Source organism: Rhizobium sp. C4, from assembly GCF_021026315.1.
Lineage (GTDB): Bacteria > Pseudomonadota > Alphaproteobacteria > Rhizobiales > Rhizobiaceae > Ensifer_A.
In genome coordinates this window covers 225,186-250,810 of the sequence record NZ_JAJNCX010000007.1, presented here as the reverse complement: position 1 = coordinate 250,810, position 25,625 = coordinate 225,186, and the positions used below count along the sequence as shown (strand labels likewise).

Here is a 25,625-nt window from a genome sequence, read left to right as displayed (position 1 = left end):
GGCAAATTACAGTTTCGTAACGCATACGTTACCGGCGAGTTCCCGGATTACTGAGCTAATTGCAGTGCCTTGATGACGAATTGCATATCGTCAGGGATCGGCGCTTCGAAATGCATTGTCTCACCCGTCGTCGGATGCTCGAATTGCAGGAGATAGGCATGCAGGGCCTGACGGTGGAAACCGTTGACGGCAGCGCGTGCCGCCTCCGGCAGCCGGTTCGCCTTCGTCTTGAAGGCCGCGCCATATTCCGGGTCGCCGATCAGCGGATGGCCGAGATGGGCCATGTGAACGCGGATCTGGTGCGTCCGCCCCGTCTCCAGCCGGCATTCGACCAGAGAGGCCTGCGCGGTCGCATCCGGCTTCTCGAGGAACCGCTCTACCACTTCGTAATGCGTGATCGCCTCGCGCGCATCGTCGCTGTCCTCGCGCTTCACCGCCCGCTTGGTGCGATCGCCGGCGCGCCCCAGCGGCGCATCTATCGTGCCCTTGAGATGGCGTGGACGGCCCCAGACCAGCGCCAGATAGGCGCGCTCCAGCGGCCCCGTGCGCCCATGGTCGGCGAATTGCGCGGAGAGATGGCGGTGCGCATTGTCGTTCTTGGCCGCCACCATGACGCCGCTCGTATCCTTGTCGAGGCGATGCACGATGCCGGGCCGCTTGACGCCGCCAATGCCCGAAAGGCTGTCGCCGCAATGATGGATCAGGGCGTTGACCAGCGTCCCCGTCCAGTTGCCGGCGCCGGGATGCACGACAAGGCCGGCGGGCTTCGAGATCACGATCAGGTCGTCATCCTCATAGAGCACGTCGAGCGGGATATCCTCGCCCTGCGGCTCAGGGTCTTCCGGATCGGGCATGTCGATGACAACTTCGTCGCCTGGATGGATCTTCTTCTTCGGTTCGGTGATGACGACGCCGTTGATGGAAACCGCCCCGCCCTCGATCAGCGCCTTGGCGCGGCTGCGGGACAATTCGCTGCCCAGAGCGCTGCCAAGCCACGTATCGAGGCGACCGGATGCCGCATCATCGACTTCAAGGACTTTCCTATTGGCCGAAGCTTGTTTAAGGACGGTCATCATATTCCCGCGAAAAAGGGCCTGAAGCTAACATGAGCAAGATCGATCACGACGAACAGGACGAAAAGCCGCTTGACCCGGTGCTTGAGAAAGTGCGCCGCAAGATGATCCGCCTGCAGCTCGTCTCGGCCGGGGTCATGGTTATCGCCCTTATGGCCGTCCTGATCGCCATTGTCTATAAGGCGAACCACGCAAACCAGGCAAGCCGCGCCCCGGCGATCACCGAGGACGTGCCGAACGAAGGCACGACCATCGTCATGGCGGCACTGCCCGAAGGCTTCAAGGTCAACGCGACACAGCTCTCCGGCGACCGCGTGCTCTTCGACGGCACCGACAAGGCGGGCCAGCGCAAGATGCTCGTCTTCAACATCCGCCGCGGCCGCATCGAGGCCGAAATCGCAGTCGGCGCGCCTTGAGCGAGACGCGCCCGCTGCCGATCCGTGTCGAGGATGCGAGCGATCCGGCTGTCGCGGAATTCCGCGATATCCGCGAACGCGACCTAGTCGGCCGCACCGGGCGCTTCATTGCCGAGGGCACAGTCGTCCTGAACATGCTCGCCGCCGCCCATGGGCAGGAGAATGGGTTCAGGGCCGAGAAGATCCTGGTGCTGGAAAACCGGCTGGCGGGGCTTGAGGATATGCTGGGCCGCTTTCCGGCCGACGTCCCGGTCTACACCGCATCGGCCGCCGTGATTGATGCGATTGCCGGCTTTCACCTGCATCGTGGCGTCCTGGCGCTGGGACGCAAGCCGGAACCCCGTCCGCTCAACGAGGCGCTGGCGCGCCTGTCGGAACGGGCGCTGGTGACAGTCCTCTCCGGCATATCCAATCACGACAATGCGGGCGCCATCTTCCGCAACAGCGCCGCCTTCGGCGCCAGCCTCGTCATCCTTGATGAAACAAGTTGCGACCCGCTCTACCGCAAGGCCATTCGCGTTTCCGTCGGCTCGGTTCTGACCGTGCCCTTCCACCGGGGCGGAAGCATCGACGAGATCCTGGGCAAGCTGGATCAGGCGGGATTCTCTATCTGGGGTCTCTCTCCAACCGGCAAGACGCCCTTGCGCAACCTTCCCGCCAGCAACCGCACGGCGCTACTGCTGGGGACCGAGGGCGAAGGCCTGCCGCAGGACCTGATGCGTCGCATCAACACGGCGCGCATTGCGCAGATGCCCGGCCTCGACAGCCTCAATGTCGCGACCGCTGCAGCCCTGTCTCTACATGAAATGGCCTATCGGATGGGCCTCCTGCCGGAATAGCGACAGATCAGGCTTCCTTGCCTGCCAGCGCGCGCGCCGCGCGGGCGGCCAGGCTGATGCGGCCGCGGGCCGGATCGGAATTGGCGGCCTCGAGCACGCCCATCAGCGGCGAATCCTCGCCTTCGCGCGTTGCCGTCAGCGCGACCATGCGCGCTGCGATCGAGGCGATCTCGTCCCGCAGCTGACCATCCCGCGACGGATCTGCAGGACCGGCAAGCTCATCGGCGACGTCGCGTGCATCATCGCGAATGCTTTCGGCAAACTTCACCTGGTTCATTTCGACGGCTGCAGGCTCGGCCACAGGCTCAGGTGTCCCGGTGGCCGACGCTGCGGCAGACGCCGGTTCGTCGTGCGTTACCGGCTCCACCTGTTCGGGCTCCAGCGGCGGCGCAACGACTTCGGCGACGGCGGGGCGCGCAATACCGGCAAGCTTTTCCTTCAGCTTCTCCAGTTCCCGCATGCGCCGGTCGAGCGATTCGTCCATCTCGGCATTGCGAGCAACCTCTTCGTCCAGCCGCTGCTTGAGGCCCGAAACACGACCGTGGCTTTCATCCGCCTTGAACTCGGCGTCACGCGCGCGCTGCTCGGCCGCCTTGAGCTCGCTTCGCAGCTGGTCGCGCTCGCCCTTGAGCTGGCTGATCGTCGACTTGAGGTTCTCGATCTCGGTCTCGCGCACGGCCAGATCGATCTTGCCATAATCGACGAAGCCACCCAGATGCTCGGCCTCGACGCCCAGCTCCTGCGCACGGCGCTCGGCTTCGGCGAGCAGCGCGTCGCGCACCTGGATTTCGGCCCGCGCGCGTTCAAGCTCGCTGTCGCGCGCGCCAAGCTCGGCGCCACGCGCCTCAAGCTCGGTGCGCAGATGGGTGATCTGTTCGGAAAGAGAGGCCGCCTCGCTGACCGCGGCCTTCAATTCGCTGCGAAGGCGATCGGCCGTCAGTTCGTGCGCCAGCCCCTTCTCGCGCTCGCGCTTGACGGCCACGCCGAGCTTGGCATTTTCGGCAGCATAGGTGGCGCGCACCATGTCGGCTTGCGCGCGCAGCTCCGCAGCGCTCAGCGGCACGGTCGCGCGGATACGATGCTCGGTGAAATAGACGATGCGACGGCGAACCGCCGGCGCAACAAGAACCGTGACGAGAACCGCCGTCAGAAACCCGAGCGAAAAGAGCAGAATGTATTCAATCACTGTGAAATCGCTTTTCCGGGAAAGTGACCGGCTATCGTCATATTACGCAACGCTTGGAATGTCAGCAAGTCATGCGTCAGAAGGGGTTCCAGGTGGGGGTCGAGGTGAACTTCAGATAGCCGACATTGACGCCCAGCCGCGCACCGACGCCGGTATGGATCGGCACGAGAACAATGTTCTGGTTCTCCACGACCGTCATCGAGACGCCGGCGACCACGTAAGCCGAGCCGCTGACACCGCCGAAACGCTGATAAAGGGCTTCCGTCGAAGGCAGGTTATAGACCAGCATCATGACGCGGCTGCCCTGCCCGCCCCAGTCGAAACCGAGCGAGGGACCCTGCCAGAACGCCGGATGCTGGCCGGCATTCTTCGTGTAAAGCTGGCCTTCGCCATAGGTCAGACCGGCAACAAACGCGCCGGAGCCTTCCTGGCCGAGAATATAGCCATTCGGCAGACCGTAGCGGCTGAAGGCGTTCTCGACGACCTTGGCAATGCCGCCCGATGTCTCGCCGAAGAACTTGTGACCGGTGTCGACAATTTCCTGTGCCGAATACTGGCTGGCATCCGCGCGGGCCTCTCTCAGCGGAAAGGCGGTCGCGACAGCGAGGAACAGCATCGAAAGCGTCACGCGCAGAACAACCTGGAAATTAAAAATTCGAACCATGATCATCCGTCCTCCGGAAATGATTTTGTCGATCGGCCGCTCATCATGCACCGTTTGGATGCGCAATGGACGGGCATGCCGATACTCTGTTCCATTTTGGCGCTATCATGTTAACAATCGGTTTACCAAACGTGGTGTCATTATGGCGAAGAGATGAATCACTCCGCCCCAGGCGGGCGCCCTCCCCTTGGCTGCCTCCCTAAGCATCAATCCCGGCGGAAATCAGGAGACTTCGATGGCGAAAAATCCCAACCTCACCCTTTCAGGTCCGGATCTTGCCGCGCTTCTTTGCAGCCGCGTCTGCCATGACGTGATTTCCCCGGTCGGCGCGATCAACAATGGTCTGGAGCTGCTGGATGAAGGCGGCGCCGATGCCGACGCAATGGATCTGATCCGCACCAGCGCGCTCAACGCTTCGGTTCGCCTGAAGTTTGCCCGCCTTGCCTTCGGCGCCTCGGGCTCTGTCGGCGCATCGATCGACACGGGCGAGGCCGAAAAGGCCGCCAAGGATTTCGCCGCCGCCGAGAAGAAGACGGAAGTCACCTGGAGCGGCCCGCGCGCCATCGTCGCGAAGAACCGCGTCAAGCTGCTGATGAACCTCTTCCTGCTTGCCTATGGCTCGATCCCGCGCGGCGGCCAGGTCGATGTCGTTCTGGAAAACCCGGAATATGACGTCCGCTTCAAGCTGACGGCCAAGGGCCGCATGATGCGCATCCCGGCGAAGTTCACCGAACTCCACACCGGCGAAGCCCAGGAAGCCATCGACGCGCATTCGATCCAGCCCTATTACACGCTGCTTCTGGCAGACGAATGCGGCATGGCGCTGAAGGCGGAAGCAACCGGCGAAGAGATCATCTTCACGGCAGAACTCGCGGCCTGAAAACCGTTTCCAGCGGAGCCGCAAGCCGGCTCCGCGACTTCTGCGAGGGCTTTACGAACCGTTTACCAAACCTCGTAACGGTTTGTTTCTCTTAACGCACTACCATCCGGTCATATTAACACACCGCCCCGATATTTCGCGGAGATATGGCCCCATGAACCTCATGATCGCAGATCAGTCCGACGTCGTCCGCAAGGTGGCGAAGCGCATCCTGACCGGCATGAATTTCGAGGTCATCGAGGCCCGCAACGCCGCCGACGCCACGGCGCGCTGCATGAAGACGCTGCCGCAGATCGTCATCGTCGAGGCTGCCATGGACGGCGCGCTGGAACTCATCCAGTTCATCCGCTCAGTTCCGGGCAACGAGCGCACCCGCATCTACTATTGCATCGTCGAGGCCGATCTTCGCAAGATGATGGCCGGCCGCCGTGCAGGCGCCAACGACTTCCTGATGAAGCCCTTCGACCGCAAGACACTGGGCGCCGTCTTCAACGGGCTTGCCCAGCCGGCCGAACAGCCCCGTCAGACCGCCGCGCAGTAAGCGCTGAGCGGTTCCAGTTCCACGACATTCCCCGAAAGCGTGCCGGCAAAGCCCGGCGCCTGCGGCATGGGCAACGGCAGCATGTTTCCCGGCAGCGTGAAGCTCTGCGTCTTGCGTGTCAGATTGTAGACGAAGAGCAGCGTCCGGCCGCCCTTGCGGCGAACGAAGGCGAGAATATCGTCGCTCTCGCCCAGAAACTCGATCGAGCCTTGCGTCAATTCCTTGCGGCTGCGCCGGAAGGCGAGCACCCGTCGATAATGCGAAAGCACCGATTGCGGATCGCGCTCCTGCTGATCGACCGCCAGCGCCCGATGCAGTTCCGGCACCGGCAGCCAGGGCTTGTCCGCCGTCGTGAACCCGGCAAAGGCCTGTTCCGCCTCCCAGGGCATCGGCGTGCGGCATCCGTCGCGTCCCTTGAAGGCCGGCCAGAAGCGGATGCCATAGGGGTCCTGCAGATCTTCAAACGCAAGCTCCGCCTCCGGCAGGCCCAGCTCCTCGCCCTGATAGAGGCAGATGGAGCCGCGCAGGCTGGCCAGCAGCGTGATCGCGAGCTTGGCGACATGCGCCCGCTCCTCCTCGGTCGCGGCAAAGCGGCTGGCATGACGCATGACATCGTGGTTTGAAAACGCCCAGCAGACCCAGCCGTCCTTCACCTCGCGCTCGAAATTCAGCACGCAATTGCGGATATGCCGCGCCGTGAAGTCCGGTCCCAGAAGGTCGAACGTGTAGCACATGTGCAGCTTGTCGCCGCCGCTCGTATAATCCGCCACCGTCTTCAGCGAGCGGGCGCCATCGCCGACCTCGCCAACCGACATGCGGCCCTGATAGGTGTCGAGCAGCGCCCGGAAGCGCTTGAGGAAGTCGATGTTTTCCGGCCGCGTCTTGTCGAAGAGATGCTCCTGCATCCCATAGGGGTTGACGTCGGGCGCATCCGCCGAGGTGGCGCCGCCTTCGGGATAATGCGGCGGATTGCTGCGCAGGTGCCTGTCGTGGAAATAATAGTTGACGGTGTCGAGCCGGAACCCGTCGACGCCGCGGTCGAGCCAGAACTTCACCGTCTCGAGCAGCGCATCCTGGACCTCTGGATTGTGGAAGTTGAGGTCCGGCTGCGAGGTCAGGAAGTTGTGCATGTAATACTGCTTGCGCACGCCATCCCATTCCCACGCCGGCCCGCCGAAGATCGACAGCCAGTTGTTGGGTGCGGTGCCGTCCGGGCTCGGATCGGCCCAGACATACCAGTCGGCCTTGGGATTGACGCGGCTCGACCGGCTCTCGACAAACCAGGGATGCCGGTCGGACGTGTGCGAGATGACCTGATCGATGATGACCTTGAGCCCGAGGCGATGCGCCTGCGTCATCATCTGGTCGAAATCATTGAGCGTCCCGAATTGCGGATCGACGTCGCAATAATCCGAAACATCATAGCCCATGTCGGCCTGGGGCGACTTGAAGAAGGGCGAAAGCCAGATCGCATCGACGCCGAGAAAAGCGATGTGCCCAAGCCGCTGCGTGACCCCTTTCAGATCGCCAACGCCGCTTGCCGTCGTATCCTGAAATGAACGGGGATAGACCTGATAGATCGAGGCACCGCGCCACCAGTCTGCGGGAAGCGCGCGGGATTTCAGAACGGCGGCCATGCCGACTCCTTCAAGTCAAAGAACAGTGAAATTCATGCTGGGAACGCCAATCCATTGTCAACCGCAACAACGCGACGTGCGGCGGTTGTGCAGCCGTAATACGCTCATCACATACCGCCAGCATAATAAGGCAGACTCACGAAACGGGCGTGGCAGAACCATGAAAAAGATCACGATTGTAACCGATGCCTGGAAACCGCAGATCAATGGCGTGGTGCGCTCCATCGAGCAGACGGTCGATGAACTGCGCCGCATGGGCATCGAGGTCGTGCTGATCACCCCGCAGATGTTCTCCAGCATCCCCTGCCCGACCTATCCCGAAATCCGCCTCGCGCTCACCACGCCCGGCCAGGTCGGCCAGATGCTGGCGCAGGGCGAGCCGACCTATGTCCATATCGCCACCGAAGGTCCCCTCGGCCTTTCGGCTCGCAGCTGGTGCCTGCGCATGGGCAAGCCCTTCTCGACCAGCTACCACACGCGCTTTCCCGAATATGTCTCGGCCCGCTGGCCGATCCCGGAAAACCTGCTTTACGGCTATGTCCGCCGCTTCCACAATGCCGGCAATGTCTGCATGGTGGCGACCGAGAGCCTTCAGCACGAACTCTCGGCAAAGGGGTTCCAGAACCTGCACCGCTGGTCGCGCGGCATCGACGCCCGCCTCTTCCACCCGATGGCAAAGCTCGACTTGCCCTTCGGCCTGCCGCGCCCGATCTTCATGACGGTCGGCCGCGTCGCCGTGGAGAAGAACCTGCCCGCCTTCCTCGATCTCGACCTGCCGGGCTCCAAGGTCGTCGTCGGCGACGGACCGGCGCGCGAGGAACTGCAGGCGCGCTATCCCGATGTCCATTTCACCGGCTTCCGCACCGGCAGCGATCTGGCCGAAACCTACGCGCAGGCCGATGTCTTCGTCTTCCCGTCGAAGACCGACACGTTCGGCAATACGATCCTTGAGGCGATGGCGTCGGGCGTTCCCGTTGCCGCCCATCCCGTGACCGGACCGGGCGATATCCTGAAGGATCAGGAAGCCGCCGGCGCGCTGGACGATGACCTGCAGGCCGCCTGCCTCAAGGCGCTGCAATGCTCGCCCACGGCCGCGAGAACGCTGGCGGAAAGCTACAGCTGGCGGGCTGCCACGGAACAGTTCTGGGGGAATGTGCTGCTGGCAAACGAGCCAAGCCGGGAGCAGCTGGCCGCCTGATTTGAGGTCAGCGGTCGCCTCGCGCTGAGGCGCCGGAGCGGAGCGAAGCGAAGGCCTCGAAGCGTCCAATTCAAACCCCACCCTTAGACACAGCCCTGCGGGCGGCACGTCAGGGTGAGGGAAATGGCCTCAACGCTTCTTCTTGCGACCTTCGAAAGGATTGGTCGAGGCGCGGTAATAGACGCGGATCGGCACGCCCGGCATGTCGAAATCCTTGCGCAGGTTGTTGATCAGATAGCGCGTATAGCTTTCCGGAACAGCCTCGGGCCGCGTGCAGGAGATCATAAAGCCCGGCGGACGGGCCTTCACCTGCGTCATGTATTTCAGCTTCAGGCGGCGACCGGACACGGCCGGCGGCGGATGCTGCACGGTCTGCGCGTCGAGCCAGCGGTTGAGCCGCGCCGTCGAAATGCGGCGGTTCCACACCTTGTCGGTGTCGATGACGGCCTGCATCAGCCGGTCGAGCCCGTCGCCTGTCTGGCCGGACACCGTGACGGCACGAATGCCGCGCGCCTGCGGCAGCAGCCGCTCGGTCTTTTCGCGAAGATCGGCCAGCAGCGCCTGGCGATCCTCGATCATGTCCCACTTGTTGAAGGCGAGCACGGCGGCGCGGCCTTCGCGCAGCACGAAGTCGACGATATGGAGGTCCTGCTTCTCGAACGGGATCGTCGCGTCGAAGACGATGACCACCGTTTCGGCAAACTTGATGGCGCGAAGCGTGTCGGCAACGGAAAGCTTCTCGAGCTTTTCCTGCACCTTCGCCTTGCGGCGCATGCCGGCGGTGTCGAAGAGGCGCACGGTGCGGCCGCGCCATTCCCAGTCGACGGAGATGGAATCGCGCGTGATGCCGGCCTCGGGGCCGGTCAGCAGGCGCTCCTCGCCGAGATAGCGGTTGATCAGTGTCGACTTGCCGGCATTCGGGCGACCGACGATCGCCACGCGCAATGGCTTGGTGTCGTCATAGGCCGGTTCTTCCTCGTCCTCTTCGCCCTCGACAAGGTCGGTGGGCTCAAGATCGATATCGACCTCCGGCTCATCTATTTCCGGCGGAAAGGCCATGTCCTCGCCGATCGCCTCGACAATCGCGTCGCGGAGATCGTGCAGACCCTGGCCATGTTCAGCCGAAATCGCCACCGGTTCGCCCAGCCCCAGCGTGAAGGCATCGTAGAAGCCGCCGTCGGAGCCACGTGCTTCCGCCTTGTTGGCCACCAGCACCACCGGCTTGCCGCGTCGGCGCAGGATTTCGGCAAACATCTTGTCATGCGGCGTCAGGCCATACTTGGCATCGACCACAAAGAGCGTCATGTCCGCTTCGTCGATCGCCGCTTCGGTCTGCTGGCGCATACGGCCCTGCAGCGTATCAGGCCCGCTCTCTTCGAGACCAGCCGTATCGATGATGGTGAAGCGCAGATCGTCAAGGCGCGCCTCGCCCGGACGGCGGTCGCGGGTGACACCCGGCGTATCATCGACAAGCGCCAGCTTCTTGCCAACCAGGCGGTTGAAAAGCGTGCTCTTGCCCACATTGGGACGTCCGACGATGGCGACCTTGAAACTCATGAATTCTTCCTGCGGAGACCCGCTCAGCCCTTGGCGTTGGAGGTCAGGAGATCAAGCATGATGCGGGCGCGGTTGCCGACATTGACCGGCGTCAGCTGATCGTTGGCAATCGCCTGAAACCAGTCCTTCGCCTGCTTGAAATCGCCGTTCTTGAAAGCCGACAGGCCCAGCGCCTCGCGCGCCGAATGGCGCATCGGGTTCTGTGCGTCCGTCAGCACTTCGACTTCCTTCGACACATCCGCATAAGGCGCGGTGTCGATCAGCAGCCAGCCGGCGCGCAGACGCGCGACATCGCGAACGGCATCCGGAACCTTGGTGTCATTGGCAACGGCATCCAGTTCGGCAACAGCGGCCTTGGGATCGGTTGCGGACTTGAGCGTTGCGGCGCGCATGCGGGCCAGCACCGGATAGGCGCCGTAGCCATCCTTTTCGAGCTGCGCGAAAGCGGCCAGCGCCTCGTCCGTCTTGTTGTCGGAGGCAAGCTTCATGGCCGACAGGAACTTGTCGCCCGAGGCCGAAGCCTGCAGGCCGGACCAGTAGACATAGCCGCGATAGCCCGCCGTGCCGATGACGATGGCCACCGCAATGGCGACGATCATCAGGCCATACTGGGTCCAGATCGCCTTCATCTGGTCGGAACGCAGTTCCTCGTTGACCTCGCGGATAAAGCTGTCGTTTTCGTTCGTCATTCGTCTTGGCACCGGCTCGATCGATTTGGCTTTCGCAATTCGCCCCGCAAATCCGCAAACTCATTTTGCTGGAATTGCTCTGAATTGTTGCGGCCTTCTACAGGAATTTCTCGGACTTGTAAGAAAAAATTCGAAACCGCTCACATCCCGGCAGCAGCCAGCGGCGAAACGCCGATCAGCATCTGGTGCAGATAGAGCAGGATGACTGCGTAGAGCGCGACGCCGCCAATGACGGCAGCGATATCATATTGCGTCGAGACGAAATCGCGAACGACCTTCTCGCCTGCCCGCTCGCGCCGTTTCGCCGAGATGCGCACCAGCACAGCCCAAGCAAGAAAGGCGCCAAACAGCAGCACCGAGTTGAGCTCGCCATTCGACAAGAGGTGCGCGAACGCCCAGACCTTCACCGAAGTGACCATCGGATGTTTGACCCACACGGCGATCTTGCCGGCCGGCAGGATGGAGGCCATGAGCAGGATCATCGCGATCAGCATCAGCGTCAGCGTGATATGCGACATGAACCTCGGCGGCGTGTAGAGCATCGGCGTCACCGCGCGCGAGGCGGCAAACGCATAGATCAGCAACACGAGGCTGGCGATCGACAGCAGCGAATAGAGCCCGCGCCAGGAATGGACGCCCATGCGCGCAATCGTCCGCTCGCGCCATGCCGGCGCGAAAACGCGGATCGAATGCAGCGCAAGAAACAGAACGATCGATAAGACGAGCAATGCCACGGGTGTCTCCCATTCTCTGCCGCCGGCAAAGAGTCAGCCGGCATTTTTCCCGACAGATACAGGCAAAGTGCCGCAAACGCCAGCGTCAAGCTGGCGTCAGCGCGGGTTGCGGGTAACCGGCCTCAGCCCTCGACACCGCCAGAAGCGATATATTCCTGATCGATCGACGGCAGCGGCTTGTCGTTGATCGCAGCTTCGAAGGCGCGAAGGCGCTTGTAGATCGAGAGCAGCTCGACGATCGTCGTCCACGAGCTGACGAGATACTGGAACGACCCGCGCACCTGATCGAACACGTTGGTGATCTGCGTCAGAAGACCGAGCGTCAGCTTGCCGGCAATGATCGACGGAACCAGCACGATCAGGCTGAACAGGTTGTCGGCCTGCAGATAGAAGATGCGGGCAACGTTGAAATACATGTAGTGGAAATACAGGCGGAAATAGTTGCGGCGAACGTCGTCATAGAGTTCGCGGATCGTCATCGGATCGGCGCGGTTCGGATCGTCCTCGCCATAGACGAGTTCCTTGCGGTAGGACGCCTCGACGCGCTGGTTGCGGAACTCGAGCCCCGGAAGCTTGATACCGACGAATGCCAGGAAAAACGTCCCGAAGATCGACCAGAACAGAGCCGCCCAGACGAGCGCATGCGGCACATTGCCGATCAGCGGCAGTTCGGTGATGTCCTTGCCCAGCTGGAAGAGCACCGGCAGGAATGCAATCAGCGTCATGACGGAGCTGACCAGCGAAACGCCGAGGCCTTCGACCGTGGTGGAAAACCGCATCGTGTCTTCCTGCACGCGCTGCGAGGCACCTTCGATCGTGCGAAGCGTCGGCCAGTGCTGCATGTAATATTCGTTCATCGCGGTGCGCCAGCGGAAGATCCAGTGGCTGACGAAGAAGCGGCTGAGCACGCCGATGGTGATGGCAACGAAGGCGATGCCGGCAAAGCCCAGCATGCCGAGATAGAGCTGCGGGGCCGTGACCGAACCGGGCTTCGACAGCGCGCTCTGGATCAGGTCATAGAACGGTCCGTACCAGGCATTGATCGCCACACTGACCTGCACGCCAAAATAGGTCGTGAAGATGATGAGCGAGCTGCCCCAGATCGACCAGTTCAGCCACCGATGCGGGCTGTAGAACTGCCAGAAGAGCGCAAAGATCGCATTGACGATCGCGTAGTAGATATAGAACCAGATGAAGGGCGCTGACCAGAAGACCGAAACCCCGATTGGCGCCTGCTCGCCCTGCCCCAGCGGAGGCAGGCCAACATAGGCGCCCAGCTCCTGTACCCCGCCATACCAGGCAAAGATCGCCAGTAGCGACCACACGGCTGCGGAGATGAAAAACAGCTTTGGCTTCGGGAAGAATGAGACAAACACGGCGGGGAATCTTTCTGTCTGTGACCGAAATAGCGGTTTATGCTTTTGTCGGAAACTATGGCATCCGGGTGGCAGCGGCAATGCTTGGAGGGTTACATGAGCAATTTGTAACGATGGGATGAAATACCCGTCATTTCAAAGCGCTTCAATCGGCAAGCGTGAGGATCAGCGGCCCGTTCTTGGTGACGACAAGCGTGTGCTCGAACTGCACGGTCAGCGCCTTCGGCGAGGAGAAAAGCGTCCAGTTGTCCTTGTCGCCATCCTCGGCGAAATTGGCGCCGAGCGACAGGAAAGGCTCGATGGTGAAGACCTGCCCCTCTTCCATGATCCGCGTTTCGTCCGGATCTGGCCAGGTCGAAATCTCCGTCGGCTCCTCATGTAGCGACCGGCCGACGCCGTGGCTGGCGAGATTCTGGATCAGTGTGTAGCGGTTCTTGCGGGCAAACGTGCCAATGGCCTCGCCAATCGCGGCAATGCGCGCGCCGGTCTTCACCTGCGAGAGCCCGACCCACAGCGCCCGCTTGCCATCGCGCACAAGACGCTGCGTCTTCGCATCCGCCGTGCCGACGATGAATGACGAGCCGGTATCGCCGAAGAAACCATCCTTGACCGCCGATACATCGATATTGACGAGATCGCCCGTCGCAATCACCCGGTCGCCCGGAATGCCATGTGCCACTTCCTCGTTGATGGAAATGCAGGTCGCGCCCGGAAACTGATAGCAGAATTCCGGAGCCGACTGCGCACCCTCACCCTCGATGAAGGCGCGGCCGATGGCGTCCAGCTCGCGCGTCGTCATGCCGGGCTGCATCGCCTCGGCCATGACCTTCACCGCGCGCCCGCAAATGCGCCCGATATCCTTCAGCTTCTCAAGTTCGTCTTCGGACGAGATGATCATCGCGACCCGCGCCTTTCTTCATTCACAGGCCGCGTCTAAGACCCCCTCTGGCTGCCGCCATCTCCCCCACAAGGGGGGAGACGGATGTGGGACCGCCTTGCTCCACCTTCAACTTTGAAAAAGGGAAGCTTGCCGCAGCGGTCACTCGCCCTCCCCCTTGTGGGGAGGGTTGGGGAGGGGTCTTCTCGAGAACTCGGCCTCTAAAACATTGATAGGCCGGTTGAACCGATCAGGCGCTTTCCGTCAACGCTTTTCTCACAAGCGGCGCGACTTTCGTGCCGTAAAGTTCGATGGCGCGCATCAATTGATCGTGGGGGACGAGACCGATCGCCATCTGCAACAGGAAGCGGCTGTTCTTGAAAATGCGGTGATGGGCGATGATCTTTTCCGCCAGCACTTCCGGGCTGCCGAGGAAAATGGCACCGTTCGGCCCGATCGACTGGTTGAAATGCGCCCGGGTCATCTGGGAGAATCCACGCTCGCGACCGATACGGTTCATGACAGCCGCCTGCGGCTCATAAAACTGCTCGGCGGCAAGCTCGGTCGTCTCGGCGACGAAGCCATGCACATTGATGGAGGTTGCAAGTGTCGCCGGATCGCGGCCGACGCGGCGCGCCGTCTCGCGGTAAAGGTCAAAGAGCGGCGCAAAGCGGCGCGGCTCACCGCCTATGATGGCAAGCGCCAGCGGCAGGCCATGAAAGGCCGCCCGCGCCACCGAATTCGGGGTGCCGCCGACGGCGATCCACAACGGCAGCGGGTTCTGCAAGGGCCGCGGATAGACGGCAAGGCCGGGGATCGGCGCGCGCGTCTCGCCAGACCACGAGACCGTCTCGTTGTCGCGCAGCTTCATCAGCAGGTCGAGCTTTTCCTCAAACAGCTTGTCATAGTCATCAAGGTCATAGCCGAAGAGCGGGAAGCTCTCGATGAACGAGCCCCGCCCCGCCATGATCTCGGCACGACCCTTGGAGAGGAGATCCACGGTCGCATATTGCTGGAAAACGCGCACCGGATCATCGGAACTGAGAACCGTAACAGCGCTCGTCAACCGGATGCGCTTCGTCTTCACCGCCGCAGCGGCAAGCAGCGTTGCAGGGCTTGAGGCCATGTAATCCGGCCGGTGATGCTCGCCGAGCCCAAAGACATCGAGCCCGACCTGATCGGCCAGCTCAATCTCAGCAATCAGCTCCTCCGCCCGCTTCGCCGCAGCAGCGCCCTTGTCCGGTGCATTCGGGTCCACATCGGCAAACGTATAAAGCCCCAGTTCCATCACGCATCATCCCTCGATTGATATGGGACGGAGATAAGCGAGAAACGGGCATGGGCCAAGAAGAAAGGTGAAGACGCAGTGTTCAGGGGGTGGTCAGACCGCAACTTCGAACGGATTGAGCAGCGGAACGGGAAGCCCTTCAAAATCCTTGATGTTGCGTGTCACCAGCGAGAAGCCGGCATGTAAGGCCGTCGCCGCGATCTGCATGTCGCGGAACGGTCGTGTCCGACCGGAAGTGAGGCGAGCGCAAACCCGTGCCTCATCGACGTCGAAGGGCAAGATGCGCGCACCGAACTCCTTGAGAACGTGATTTTGCAGCCATTGCCTGATGTTCTCGGCTCCAGCCGGGTCTTTCGCTTCAAGGCTGTGGATGCCGACTTCAATTTCAAAAATCGTGATCGAAGACAGATAGAGCGACCTTGAGGAGACGGTTTCCGCCCAGGCCTGAACAGACTTGTTGCCTCTGCGAAGAGTCAGACGACGAAATTCGGAAATGACGTTCGTGTCGAGCAGATACATCAATCAAACTCGGCAGGTTTAAACCCGACATCGGAGATCTTTGGCGGTTCGAAATCGATATCCATGGCGTCCGGCATGGTCAGCAGGTCGATAATGCTTGGCTCATCGACACCTCGCCGTTTGAAGTCCTCGTAGGACATCAGCACATACCCAATTTCACCGCGATCCGTGATGAACACAGGCCCCTTGCGCGCCAACTTCTTGGCCTCGCTGGTCTTCTGGTTGAAATCGCGACTTGTCATGACACTCATGGCCGCCTCCATCAATGTAGCAACGTTACTACATCAGGGGCAGCACGTCAAAACAATCCGGCCTCCCCCTCACCCCAGCGTCCGCCGCACCGCGTCCTTCCAGCCTCTGACCTTGGCGACCCTGGTCTTCTCGTCCATCGTCGGCTCGAACCGGCGGTCTCTTGCCCAGGCCTCGGCAAAGCCCTTGCGGTCGGGCCAGACGCCGGCGCGGGAGCCGGCGAGCCAGGCGGCACCCATGGCGGTCGTCTCAAGGATCGTCGGACGGTCGACCGGTGCATCGAGAATGTCGGCAAGGCGCTGCATCGTCCAGTCGGAGGCGACCATGCCGCCATCGACGCGCAGAACCGTGTCGCCTTCCGCGCGCTTCCAGTCCTTGTGCATGGCCTCCAGCAGGTCGCGCGTCTGGTAGCATACGGCTTCGAGGGCCGCGCGGGCAAATTCCGCCGGACCGGTATTGCGCGTCATGCCATAGACGGCAGCGCGGGCATCCGGGTCCCAATGCGGCGCGCCGAGGCCGACAAAGGCGGGAACGAGATAGACGTCCTGCGCCGGATCGGCGCTCTCGGCCAGTTCGCCAGTCTCGGAGGCATTTTTGATCACTTTCAGCCCGTCGCGCAGCCATTGCACAGCCGCACCCGCAATGAAGATAGAGCCTTCAAGCGCATAGCAGGTCTCGCCATCGAGCCGATAGGCAATGGTCGTCAGCAGCCGGTTCTTCGAGCGCACCATATCGGCACCCGTATTGAGCAGCGCGAAGCAGCCCGTGCCATAGGTCGATTTCATCATGCCGGGCTCGAAACAGGCCTGCCCGATCGTCGCCGCCTGCTGGTCGCCGGCCACGCCGAGGATCGGCACTTCCGCGCCGAAGATAGCCTTGTCGGTGATACCGAAATCGGCCGCGCAATCCTTCACCTCCGGCAGCATGGCGGGAGGAATGCGCAGTGTTTCCAGCAGTTCCTTGTCCCAGTCATTGTCGGCAATGTTGTAGATCAGCGTGCGCGAGGCGTTGGTCGCGTCGGTGACGAAGCTCTTGCCGCCCGTCAGCCGCCAGATCAGGAACGTGTCGATCGTGCCGAAGCAAAGCTCGCCCTTGGCCGCCCGCGCCCGTGCGCCCTTGACGTTGGAGAGCAGCCACGAAAGCTTGGTTCCGGAGAAATAGGGATCAAGCAGCAGGCCGGTCTTGCGGGTGAAGACCTTTTCCAGCCCCTCGCGCTTCAGCTTGGCGCAATAGGAGGCCGTGCGGCGGTCCTGCCAGACGATGGCATTGTGGATCGGCTTGCCGCTGTCGCGCTCCCAGACGACAACAGTCTCGCGCTGGTTGGTGATGCCGATGGCCGAAATGGCGGATGCCTCAATGCCGGCCTCCTTCAGCGCCTTGCCGATGGACCAGACGACGCTCTCCCAGATTTCTTCCGGATCATGTTCCACCCAGCCGGAATTGGGATAGATCTGTGGAAATTCCTTCTGGCCGGAGCCGACGATCTGCATCTTGTCATTGAAGACGATGGCGCGGCTCGATGTCGTGCCCTGGTCGATCGCCAGAATATACCCTGCCATGGAAGCCTCCTCCTCAGATTGATTTTCTGTTTATGCCTCGAATGAAACCGAAACGAAGATAAAAAGCAAGGAAAACGCAAAGCCGCTTGCGAAGATGCAAAAAGCAATTGCCACGCAAGCCGGACTTGGATTAGCCTTCTTTTCTATTGCGCTGCAAAACGCAAAGCGGAAGCACCTAGCACGAACCGCCAAGGCCCCGCCAAGAAGGTATTAAACCGGAGTGGTGAACGCCAAATGCAACAGATTCGCTTCGTTTTGAACGACGAAACCGTTGTCATCGACAGCATATCCCCGACAACCACATTGCTTGACTGGCTTCGGGAAACGAAGCGCTTGACCGGAACGAAGGAAGGCTGCGGCGAAGGCGATTGCGGCGCCTGCACAGTCCTCGTTGGCAAGGTTGTCGATGGCCGAATCGCCTATAGAAGCGTGAATGCCTGCATCCGCTTTGTGCCCTCGCTGTCGGCAACGCATGTCGTGACGATTGAGCATCTGGCTGGTCCGAACGGCATCCTGACGCCGATCCAGCAGGCGCTGGCCGATTTGCACGGCTCGCAATGCGGCTTCTGCACGCCCGGCATCGTCATGTCGCTTTATGCGCTGCTGATGGAAAATCCGACACCGTCGCGCGCCGAAATCGAAGTGGCCCTTCAGGGCAATCTCTGTCGTTGCACCGGCTACGAATCGATCTTCCGCGCCGTCGAGGCCGCCGCTGCCGACATGTCCAAGGCAAGCCCGGATCGCCTGACGCTCGCCCGGGAGAATATCATTGCGACGCTCAACGACCTGAAGCCGAAGCGCACGATCCGCATTTTCCACGGCCAGCAACGCTCGATCATCCCCTTCAACACGGCCGATCTGGCCGACGCCTATGCCACAGAGCCGAATGCCGTCATCGTGGCCGGCGCGACCGATGTCGGCCTCTGGGTGACGAAGCAGATGCGCCAGCTCTCGCCGGTCATCTTCATCAACCACCTGACCGAATTGCAGACGATCACCGAGACCGACGACAAGGTCCACCTCGGCGCGGTCGTCACCTATACGCAGGCTCAGGACGTGCTGGCCAAGAGCTTCCCGGCGCTCGGCAAGCTGCTGATCCGTATCGGCGGCCAGCAGGTGCGCAACATGGGCACGATCGGCGGCAATGTCGCCAACGGCTCGCCCATCGGCGACACGCCGCCGGCGCTGATCGCGCTCAATGCCACGCTGCATCTGCGCTCGCGCAACGGCACCCGCAGCCTGCCGCTCGAAGATTACTTTGTCGAATATGGCAAGCAGGCGAAGGAACCCGGCGAATTCGTCGAGGCGCTGGATATCCCCAAGCTCGGCAAGGATGAGTTCTACGCGATCTACAAGATCTCCAAGCGCCGCGATGAGGACATTTCCGCCCTCTGTGCCGCCTTCAAGCTGAAGCTGGATGCGGCAGGCAACGTCGCCTCGATCCGCATCGCCTTTGGCGGCATGGCCGGAACGCCGAAGCGCGCCAGCCTCACCGAAGCCTTCCTCACCGGCAAGCCGTGGAACGAAGCGACCGTGACCGCCGCCCGCGCCGAACTCGCGAAGGATTACGCACCGCTGTCCGACTGGCGCGCCAGCTCGGAATACCGCATGCTGACCGCGCAAAACCTGCTCACCCGTCTCCTCATCGAGACGTCAGGCGAACAGGCTTCGCTCGAACGCTATGCCATGCTGGAGGCCGGCGAATGAACAAGATGGACACGACGTTCCCGACGGTCATCAACGGCCCGCTCCATGCCGATCGCCGGCACGATTCCGCCCACAAACATGTGGCGGGTGCTGCCGACTATATCGACGACATGCCCGAACCCGTCGGCATGCTCCATGCCGCACTCGGCATGACCGACCGCGCGCATGCGACGATCACCAATATGGATCTCTCGGGCGTAGAGGCCTATCCCGGCGTCGTCGCCGTGCTGACGGCCAGGGATTTCCCCGTCAACGACGTCAGCTCCGCCCACAAGCATGACGAGCCTGTGCTCGCCGAAAAGCTGGTCGAATTCCACGGCCAGCCGGCTTTCGTCGTGATTGCCGAAACCCGCGCCGCCGCCCGCCAGGCCGCCCGCCGCGCCCGCATCGAATATGAAGATCTGCCGGCCATCCTCTCCGTCGCCGAAGCGAAAGCTGCCGGCGGCAAGCTCGTCACCGAACCGCTGACGTTGAAGCGCGGCGACGCGGACACGGCCCTTGCCAAGGCCCCGAAGCGCATCAAGGGCCAGATGGAAGTTGGCGGCCAGGAGCATTTCTATCTCGAAGGCCATATCTCTATCGCCATTCCCGGCGAAGACGATGAAATGACCATCTGGGCCTCGACCCAGCACCCGTCCGAAATCCAGCACATGGTCGCCCATGTGCTTGAAGTGCCCTCCAATGCGATCACCGTCTTCGTGCGCCGCATGGGCGGCGGCTTCGGCGGCAAGGAAACGCAGGGCAACCAATTTGCGGCGATTGCAGCCGTGGCCGCCCGCAAGCTGAAGCGCGCCATCAAGATCCGCCTCGACCGCGATGAGGACATGGCCGCCACCGGCAAGCGCCACGACTTCGCAATCGACTACGATATCGGCTTCGACGAGGAAGGCCGCATCCATGGCGTCAAAGCCGAGTTCGCCGCTCGCTGCGGCTTTTCCGCCGACCTCTCCGGTCCGGTCACGGACCGCGCGCTGTTCCATGTCGACAACGCCTACTTCTACCCGCATGTCGAGGTGAAGTCGCTGCCGCTGAAGACCAACACGGTCTCCAACACCGCGTTCCGTGGTTTCGGCGGCCCGCAGGGCTGCGTCGGTGCCGAACGCTTCATGGAAGAAATCGCCTATGCGCTGGGCAAGGACCCGCTCGATGTGCGCCTGGCCAATTTCTACGGCGAGCCCGGTTCCGACCGGGTGCTGACGCCCTACCACCAGACGGTGGAAGACAACATCATGCCGCGCCTCGTGGCCGAGCTTGCCGAAAAAACCGCGTATCGCAAGCGCCGCGAGGAGATCATCGCCTTCAACAAGACGAGCCGCGTCATCCGCAAGGGCATTGCGCTGACCCCGGTCAAGTTCGGCATCTCCTTCACCATGACCGCCTTCAACCAGGCCGGCGCGCTGGTCCATGTCTATCAGGATGGCTCGATCCACCTGAACCATGGCGGCACGGAAATGGGCCAGGGCCTTTACACCAAGGTCGCGCAGGTCATTGCCGATTGCTTCCAGGTCGATCTCGACCGCGTGAAGATCACCGCGACGACGACAGGCAAGGTGCCGAACACATCCGCCACCGCCGCCTCTTCCGGCACGGATCTCAACGGCATGGCGGCTTACGATGCCGCCCGCCAGATCAAGGAACGCCTCGTCGCCTTCGCCACTGACAAGTGGAAGGTCGCGGAAAGTGATGTCGAATTCCTGCCGAACCGCGTCCGTGTCGGCACGGAGATCATCCCCTTCCCCGATTTCATTTCACAGGCCTATTTCGCCCGCATCCAGCTCTCTGCAGCCGGCTTCTACAAGACGCCGGAAATTCACTGGAACCGCGCGACCGGCCAGGGCCGCCCCTTCTATTATTTCTCCTATGGCGCCTCCGTTTCGGAAGTCTCCGTCGACACGCTGACCGGCGAATATATCGTCAACCGCGCCGATGTGCTCCACGATGTCGGCCACTCGCTGAACCCGGCCATCGACAAGGGTCAGGTCGAGGGCGGCTTCATTCAGGGCATGGGCTGGCTGACGACGGAAGAGCTGTGGTGGGATGCCAAGGGTCGGCTCCGCACACACGCGCCCTCGACCTACAAGATCCCGCTCGCCTCCGACAAACCGGAAATCTTCAATGTCGAGCTGGCCGAATGGTCGGTCAACAAGCTGCCGACCATTGGCCGCTCCAAGGCCGTCGGCGAACCGCCGCTCGTCCTGCCGATCTCGGTGGTCGAGGCGATTTCCATGGCGGTGGCGAGTGTCGCCGATTACCGCCAATGCCCGCGCCTCGACACACCGACAACGCCCGAGCGCGTGCTGATGGCAATCGAACGGCTGAAGACGGCATAGAGCCATGACACAAGATCCCGCCCGCTTTCTGGATAAAGAGGGGGCAAAGGTCCTTGTCGAGGTCGCCTCGGTCAGGGGCTCGGCCCCGCGCGAGCAAGGCGCCTTCATGCTCGTTTCAATGGACGCCATCGCCGGCACGATCGGCGGCGGCCAGCTTGAATATATGGCGATCGACCATGCAAGGCGAATGCTTGCCGGCAAGGGCGGCGACGCCGCGCTGTCCGTCCCGCTCGGCCCCGAGATCGGCCAATGCTGCGGCGGCCGCGTCGAGATTGAATTTCGCCCACTGGATGCGGCGCTGAAGGCCGAACTCGCCGCACGCCTCGCCGCAGACGCTGCGACGCAACCCGCCGTCTATGTCTTTGGTGCCGGCCATGTGGGACACGCCCTTGCGGCGGCCCTCTCGCTTCTGCCGCTCAACGTCACAATGGTGGAATCGCGTGAACACGAACTCGCCGGCCTGCCGGACAATGTGACGGCGAAGCTTGCCGCCATGCCGGAAAGCGTCGTTGCGACCATTCCCGCCGGCAGCGCCGTGCTGATCCTGACGCATGACCATGCGCTGGATTTCCTGATTGCCGCCGAAGCGCTGAAGCGCGCCGACCTCGCCTATGTCGGCATGATCGGCTCGGCCACCAAGCGCGCCACCTTCGTGAACTGGCTGAAACGCGAAGCACCCGAAGCCGAGATTGGCCGGCTGACCCTTCCCGTCGGCGGCCCGCTCAAGGACAAAAGACCCGCCGTGATTGCAGCACTCACGGCTGCGGAAATCATGACGGCGCTCACCCATCATGCATTGCAACATGACGCGATTGAGCGTCATATATCGCCCAAAATATAAATACCGGGGACTCTGAATGTACGAATACGCCATTGCCTGGGAATGGCTCGCCTTTGCGGTGAGGTGGCTTCACGTCGTGACGGCAATTGCCTGGATCGGCTCATCCTTTTACTTCATCGCCCTCGATCTCGGCTTGAAAAAAGCCCCCGATCTGCCGCCCGGCGCCTATGGCGAGGAATGGCAGGTCCATGGCGGCGGCTTCTACCATATCCGCAAATATCTGGTCGCACCCGCGAGCATGCCGGAGCATCTGACCTGGTTCAAATGGGAAAGCTACGCGACCTGGCTCTCCGGCTTTGCCATGCTCGCGGTTGTCTATTATGGCGGCGCCGATCTCTTCCTCATCGACCGGCATGTGCTCGACGTGCCGCAATGGCAGGCGATCCTGATTTCGCTCGCCTCGCTGTCAGTCGGCTGGATCATCTACGACACGCTGTGCAAATCGCCCATTGGCAAGAACACCTGGGGCCTGATGGCGCTGCTTTATGTGGCGCTGGTCGCCATGGCCTGGGGCTATACGCAGGTCTTCACCGGCCGCGCCGCCTTCCTGCATCTCGGCGCCTTCACCGCCACGATCATGTCGGCCAACGTCTTCTTCATCATCATCCCGAACCAGAAGATCGTCGTTGCCGACCTCATTGCCGGCCGCACGCCCGACCCCAAATACGGCATGATCGCCAAGCAGCGCTCGCTACATAACAACTACCTGACGCTGCCCGTCATCTTCTTCATGCTGTCGAACCACTATCCGCTGGCCTTCGGCACGAAATACAACTGGATCATCGCAGCCCTCGTCTTCCTCATGGGCGTGACGATCCGCCATTGGTTCAACACGACCCATGCCCGCAAGGGCAAGCCGACCTGGACCTGGGCCGTCACCGTCATCATCTTCATCATCATCATGTGGCTTTCCACCGTGCCGAAAATCCTCGGCGGCGGCGAGAATGACACGAGTTCGATCGCCCCCGCCTTCCAGCGCTTTGCCGGAGATCCCCATTTCGGCGCGGCCAAGGACGTGATCGGCACGCGCTGCATGATGTGCCACACGGCAGAGCCGGTCTATGAAGGCATTGCCCGCCCGCCCAAGGGCGTTGCCTTTGACAGCGACGCGGCCATTGCCGCCCATGCCCGCGAAATCTATCTGCAGGCTGCCCGTTCCCATGCCATGCCGCCCGGAAATATCACCGATATCACGCTGGACGAGCGCAAGGTTCTGACCGCCTGGTATGAAAGCGCCACTGCCAAGGCTTCCACCCAATGACTGCACTTCTTCTTCGCGGACGCGTTCTCTCCTTCCACCGCAAGCCCGAAAGCCTGACCGACACCGCCGCCTATTTCTATGAACAGGATGGCGGCATCCTCATCGAAAACGGCCTCGTTTCCGCCGTCGGCCGCTATTCCGACATCAAGGCCAAGGCTCCGGAAGGCGCGGAAACGCGCGACCACCGCCCGCATCTCATCCTACCCGGCCTGATCGACACGCACTTACATTTCCCGCAGATGCAGGTCATCGGCTCCTATGCCGCCAATCTTCTGGAATGGCTGAATACCTATACGTTCATCGAGGAACAGCGCTTCGCCTCGGCCGATCACGCAGCCCGCATCGCCTCGCATTTCTTCGACGAAATGGTCCGCCACGGCACGACAACGGCAGTCGCCTATTGCTCGGTCCACAAGACCTCAGCCGACGCCTTCTTCGCCGAGAGCCTGAAGCGCAACATGCGCATGGTGGCAGGCAAGGTAATGATGGACCGCAACGCGCCGGACGCGCTGCGCGACACCGCGCAGGCCGGCTATGACGACACCAAGCAGGTGATTGCCGACTGGAACGGCAAGGGCCGCAACCACGTCGCCATCACCCCGCGTTTCGCCATCACCTCGACGCCGGAACAGATGGAAGCCGCGGGCGCTCTTGTGAAGGAATTCCCCGACCTGCATGTGCAGACGCATCTGTCCGAAAACCTCGACGAGATCCGCTTCACCTGCGAGCTTTATCCGCAGGCGAAGGACTATACCGACGTCTATGCGCAGTATGGCCTTCTCGGCCCCAACACGCTTTTCGGCCATGCGATCCACCTGTCGGAACGCGAAATGGATGCAATGAGCGAGGCTGGCGGCATTGCCGTCCATTGCCCGACCTCGAACCTCTTCCTCGGCTCCGGCCTCTTCCCGTTGCGCAAGATGACAAACCGGGCAAAACCCGTGAGGACCGCTGTCGCCACCGATATCGGCGGCGGCTCGACCTATTCCATGCTGCGCACGATGGACGAGGCCTACAAGATCCAGCAATTGCAGGCAGAACGCCTGAACCCGCTGGAAAGCTTCTGGTGGATGACGCGCGGCAATGCGGAAGCCCTGTCGCTCGCAAACCATATCGGCGGCATCGCGCCCGGCATGGATGCCGATCTCGTCGTCATGAACATGCGCGCCACGCCCGCCATGGCGCTCAAGGCCGAAGTGGTCTCGACGCTGGCCGAAGAACTCTTCCTGCTGCAAACCATGGGCGACGACCGCGCCATTGCCGAGACCTATGTCGCTGGAAAGGCAATGAAATCCGGCCTTGATGGATAACCGTCAAGTCGGGGTCTTGAAACCTGACCTTACGTTAACCATTTGTTAAGCATCTGAGCGCACACTGGTCTCAATCCGGTGTTCTACGCCGATTTATGAGAGCCGCGTGAGCACGGATGTACTGCCACGCGGCTTTTGCTATGCGCAAACTCTCTATTCCAGCCATCCTGTCGCCAGCACTGACGCCCATTGCGGACGGCCATAGCTTTCAGCCAGCCGCAACATCGCCATGTGATCGTAAGGCACGTTTCGGAAGGTGACGGCATAGCCGTCGGCGCTCTTGTCCACGATCGCATAGCTTGCCAGCGGATGCCCGGCCTCCATCTTGTGCGGATAGGGAGCAACATCGTCATAACCGGGACAACCAACGCTGCCCGGATTGACCATCAGCCGTCCGTCCGAAAGCCTCAAGACCGCCGGCAGATGGCTATGGGCAAAGAGGATCACCGGCTGCTCGATCCGCGCCGCCAGCGCCTCGATGTCAGCCAGCGACTTACGCCTGACGGAGCCATCTTCCAGAACCTCCTCAAGCCAATAGCGATTATCATCCTCTGGCGTTGCATGGCACATATAGAACTCGCCGCGATGGATATGCGTGGCGGGCAGAGCCCTGATCCAGTCGAGATGCGCCGGCAGCATTTCCCCATGGGCAATGCGGTCGGAGGGCCACATCGCATCCGGCGATTGCTCAATCAGATAGCGATCATGATTGCCGCGCACGGTCGGGATCTTGAGCGCCATAAGCCTCGCTGCGACCTTGCCCGGCTCCAGCGGCCCGCTGAAGCAATCACCGAGATTGACGATCTCTTCGATCCCCTGTGCCGCGATATCCACAAGCACCGCCTGCAAGGCCAGATCATTGCCATGGATATCGGCAATCACGGCAAGACGCAT

Annotated in this window: 24 protein-coding genes; 10 read left to right on the top strand and 14 right to left on the bottom strand. The window is 61.9% G+C overall.

The features are described 5' to 3' along the window. Positions 1-47: 47 nt before the first annotated feature. On the bottom strand, positions 48-1,076 hold the full coding sequence (locus tag LQK84_RS14680) for an RluA family pseudouridine synthase (protein WP_442966967.1): 1,029 nt from the start codon (positions 1,074-1,076) through the stop codon (positions 48-50). Between the two features lie 29 nt (positions 1,077-1,105). Here LQK84_RS14680 and LQK84_RS14675 point away from each other — a divergent pair, with 29 nt between their 5' ends. Both LQK84_RS14675 and LQK84_RS14670 read left to right on the top strand, forming a co-directional pair. Further along, positions 1,106-1,489 (top strand): hypothetical protein, encoded by a 384-nt coding sequence (locus tag LQK84_RS14675; protein ID WP_230829464.1) that lies wholly within the window; start codon positions 1,106-1,108, stop codon positions 1,487-1,489. Further along, complete coding sequence (locus tag LQK84_RS14670) at positions 1,486-2,328, top strand: TrmH family RNA methyltransferase (RefSeq protein WP_230829463.1); 843 nt, start codon at positions 1,486-1,488, stop codon at positions 2,326-2,328. The genes LQK84_RS14675 and LQK84_RS14670 overlap by 4 nt, the downstream gene beginning before the upstream one ends. Before the next feature lie 7 nt (positions 2,329-2,335). Here LQK84_RS14670 and LQK84_RS14665 read toward each other — a convergent pair whose 3' ends face one another. Both LQK84_RS14665 and LQK84_RS14660 read right to left on the bottom strand, forming a co-directional pair. Then, the gene (locus tag LQK84_RS14665; protein ID WP_230829462.1) at positions 2,336-3,514 is read right to left on the bottom strand and encodes a hypothetical protein; all 1,179 of its coding nucleotides are present in this window, start codon (positions 3,512-3,514) and stop codon (positions 2,336-2,338) included. Between the two features lie 76 nt (positions 3,515-3,590). Further along, the gene (locus LQK84_RS14660; RefSeq protein ID WP_230829486.1) at positions 3,591-4,130 is read right to left on the bottom strand and encodes a DUF1134 domain-containing protein; all 540 of its coding nucleotides are present in this window, start codon (positions 4,128-4,130) and stop codon (positions 3,591-3,593) included. Positions 4,131-4,413: 283 nt separating this feature from the next. Here LQK84_RS14660 and chpT point away from each other — a divergent pair, with 283 nt between their 5' ends. Further along, the gene (gene chpT, locus LQK84_RS14655; RefSeq protein WP_230829461.1) at positions 4,414-5,058 is read left to right on the top strand and encodes a histidine phosphotransferase ChpT; all 645 of its coding nucleotides are present in this window, start codon (positions 4,414-4,416) and stop codon (positions 5,056-5,058) included. Positions 5,059-5,212: 154 nt separating this feature from the next. Continuing rightward, a complete protein-coding gene (locus LQK84_RS14650) occupies positions 5,213-5,599 on the top strand; it encodes a response regulator (RefSeq protein WP_230829460.1) in 387 nt (128 codons plus the stop codon). On the opposite strand, the gene bglA is transcribed toward LQK84_RS14650, so the two are convergent. After that, positions 5,581-7,236 carry a beta-galactosidase BglA gene (bglA, locus tag LQK84_RS14645; RefSeq protein WP_230829459.1) on the bottom strand — a complete coding sequence of 552 codons (1,656 nt, stop codon included), beginning with the start codon at positions 7,234-7,236 and terminating at the stop codon, positions 5,581-5,583. The two genes, LQK84_RS14650 and bglA, sit on opposite strands and share 19 nt — an antisense overlap. A 160-nt stretch (positions 7,237-7,396) precedes the next feature. Here bglA and LQK84_RS14640 point away from each other — a divergent pair, with 160 nt between their 5' ends. Beyond that, positions 7,397-8,434, top strand: a complete 1,038-nt coding sequence (locus LQK84_RS14640) for a glycosyltransferase family 4 protein (protein ID WP_230829458.1) — start codon at positions 7,397-7,399, stop codon at positions 8,432-8,434. A 129-nt stretch (positions 8,435-8,563) separates the two neighbouring features. On the opposite strand, the gene der is transcribed toward LQK84_RS14640, so the two are convergent. The 9 genes from der to glpK form a co-directional block, all read right to left on the bottom strand. After that, on the bottom strand, positions 8,564-9,991 hold the full coding sequence (gene der, locus LQK84_RS14635; RefSeq protein ID WP_230829457.1) for a ribosome biogenesis GTPase Der: 1,428 nt from the start codon (positions 9,989-9,991) through the stop codon (positions 8,564-8,566). Positions 9,992-10,014: 23 nt separating this feature from the next. Next, the gene (locus LQK84_RS14630) at positions 10,015-10,680 is read right to left on the bottom strand and encodes a tetratricopeptide repeat protein (RefSeq protein WP_230829456.1); all 666 of its coding nucleotides are present in this window, start codon (positions 10,678-10,680) and stop codon (positions 10,015-10,017) included. 140 nt (positions 10,681-10,820) lie between these two features. Then, positions 10,821-11,414 (bottom strand): NnrU family protein, encoded by a 594-nt coding sequence (locus tag LQK84_RS14625; RefSeq protein ID WP_230829455.1) that lies wholly within the window; start codon positions 11,412-11,414, stop codon positions 10,821-10,823. 122 nt (positions 11,415-11,536) lie between these two features. Next, the gene (gene sbmA / locus LQK84_RS14620; protein ID WP_230829454.1) at positions 11,537-12,790 is read right to left on the bottom strand and encodes a peptide antibiotic transporter SbmA; all 1,254 of its coding nucleotides are present in this window, start codon (positions 12,788-12,790) and stop codon (positions 11,537-11,539) included. Positions 12,791-12,935: 145 nt separating this feature from the next. Beyond that, a complete protein-coding gene (gene map / locus LQK84_RS14615) occupies positions 12,936-13,688 on the bottom strand; it encodes a type I methionyl aminopeptidase (protein ID WP_230829453.1) in 753 nt (250 codons plus the stop codon). Between the two features lie 229 nt (positions 13,689-13,917). Further along, positions 13,918-14,955, bottom strand: a complete 1,038-nt coding sequence (locus LQK84_RS14610) for an LLM class flavin-dependent oxidoreductase (RefSeq protein WP_230829452.1) — start codon at positions 14,953-14,955, stop codon at positions 13,918-13,920. 93 nt (positions 14,956-15,048) lie between these two features. Further along, positions 15,049-15,474, bottom strand: a complete 426-nt coding sequence (locus LQK84_RS14605; protein WP_230829451.1) for a type II toxin-antitoxin system VapC family toxin — start codon at positions 15,472-15,474, stop codon at positions 15,049-15,051. Continuing rightward, on the bottom strand, positions 15,474-15,725 hold the full coding sequence (locus LQK84_RS14600; protein ID WP_230829450.1) for a type II toxin-antitoxin system Phd/YefM family antitoxin: 252 nt from the start codon (positions 15,723-15,725) through the stop codon (positions 15,474-15,476). Before LQK84_RS14600 ends, LQK84_RS14605 begins: the two co-directional genes overlap by 1 nt. Before the next feature lie 69 nt (positions 15,726-15,794). Then, a complete protein-coding gene (gene glpK / locus LQK84_RS14595; RefSeq protein WP_230829449.1) occupies positions 15,795-17,282 on the bottom strand; it encodes a glycerol kinase GlpK in 1,488 nt (495 codons plus the stop codon). A 234-nt stretch (positions 17,283-17,516) separates the two neighbouring features. Between glpK and xdhA the strand changes: the two genes are divergently transcribed. Genes xdhA through guaD form a run of 5 tightly spaced genes read left to right on the top strand, consistent with a single transcriptional unit; the run spans position 17,517 to position 24,731 of the window. After that, the gene (gene xdhA / locus LQK84_RS14590) at positions 17,517-18,989 is read left to right on the top strand and encodes a xanthine dehydrogenase small subunit (protein ID WP_230829448.1); all 1,473 of its coding nucleotides are present in this window, start codon (positions 17,517-17,519) and stop codon (positions 18,987-18,989) included. Continuing rightward, complete coding sequence (gene xdhB, locus LQK84_RS14585; protein WP_230829447.1) at positions 18,986-21,319, top strand: xanthine dehydrogenase molybdopterin binding subunit; 2,334 nt, start codon at positions 18,986-18,988, stop codon at positions 21,317-21,319. The genes xdhA and xdhB overlap by 4 nt, the downstream gene beginning before the upstream one ends. Positions 21,320-21,323: 4 nt before the next feature. Next, on the top strand, positions 21,324-22,160 hold the full coding sequence (gene xdhC / locus LQK84_RS14580) for a xanthine dehydrogenase accessory protein XdhC (RefSeq protein ID WP_230829446.1): 837 nt from the start codon (positions 21,324-21,326) through the stop codon (positions 22,158-22,160). Between the two features lie 16 nt (positions 22,161-22,176). Beyond that, entirely contained in the window at positions 22,177-23,421 is a 1,245-nt protein-coding gene (puuD, locus tag LQK84_RS14575) for a urate hydroxylase PuuD (protein WP_230829445.1), read from the top strand. Beyond that, the gene (guaD, locus tag LQK84_RS14570) at positions 23,418-24,731 is read left to right on the top strand and encodes a guanine deaminase (RefSeq protein WP_230829444.1); all 1,314 of its coding nucleotides are present in this window, start codon (positions 23,418-23,420) and stop codon (positions 24,729-24,731) included. The genes puuD and guaD overlap by 4 nt, the downstream gene beginning before the upstream one ends. Before the next feature lie 153 nt (positions 24,732-24,884). Here guaD and LQK84_RS14565 read toward each other — a convergent pair whose 3' ends face one another. Then, positions 24,885-25,625, bottom strand: coding sequence for a metallophosphoesterase family protein (locus tag LQK84_RS14565; RefSeq protein WP_230829443.1), 741 nt, complete (start codon positions 25,623-25,625; stop codon positions 24,885-24,887).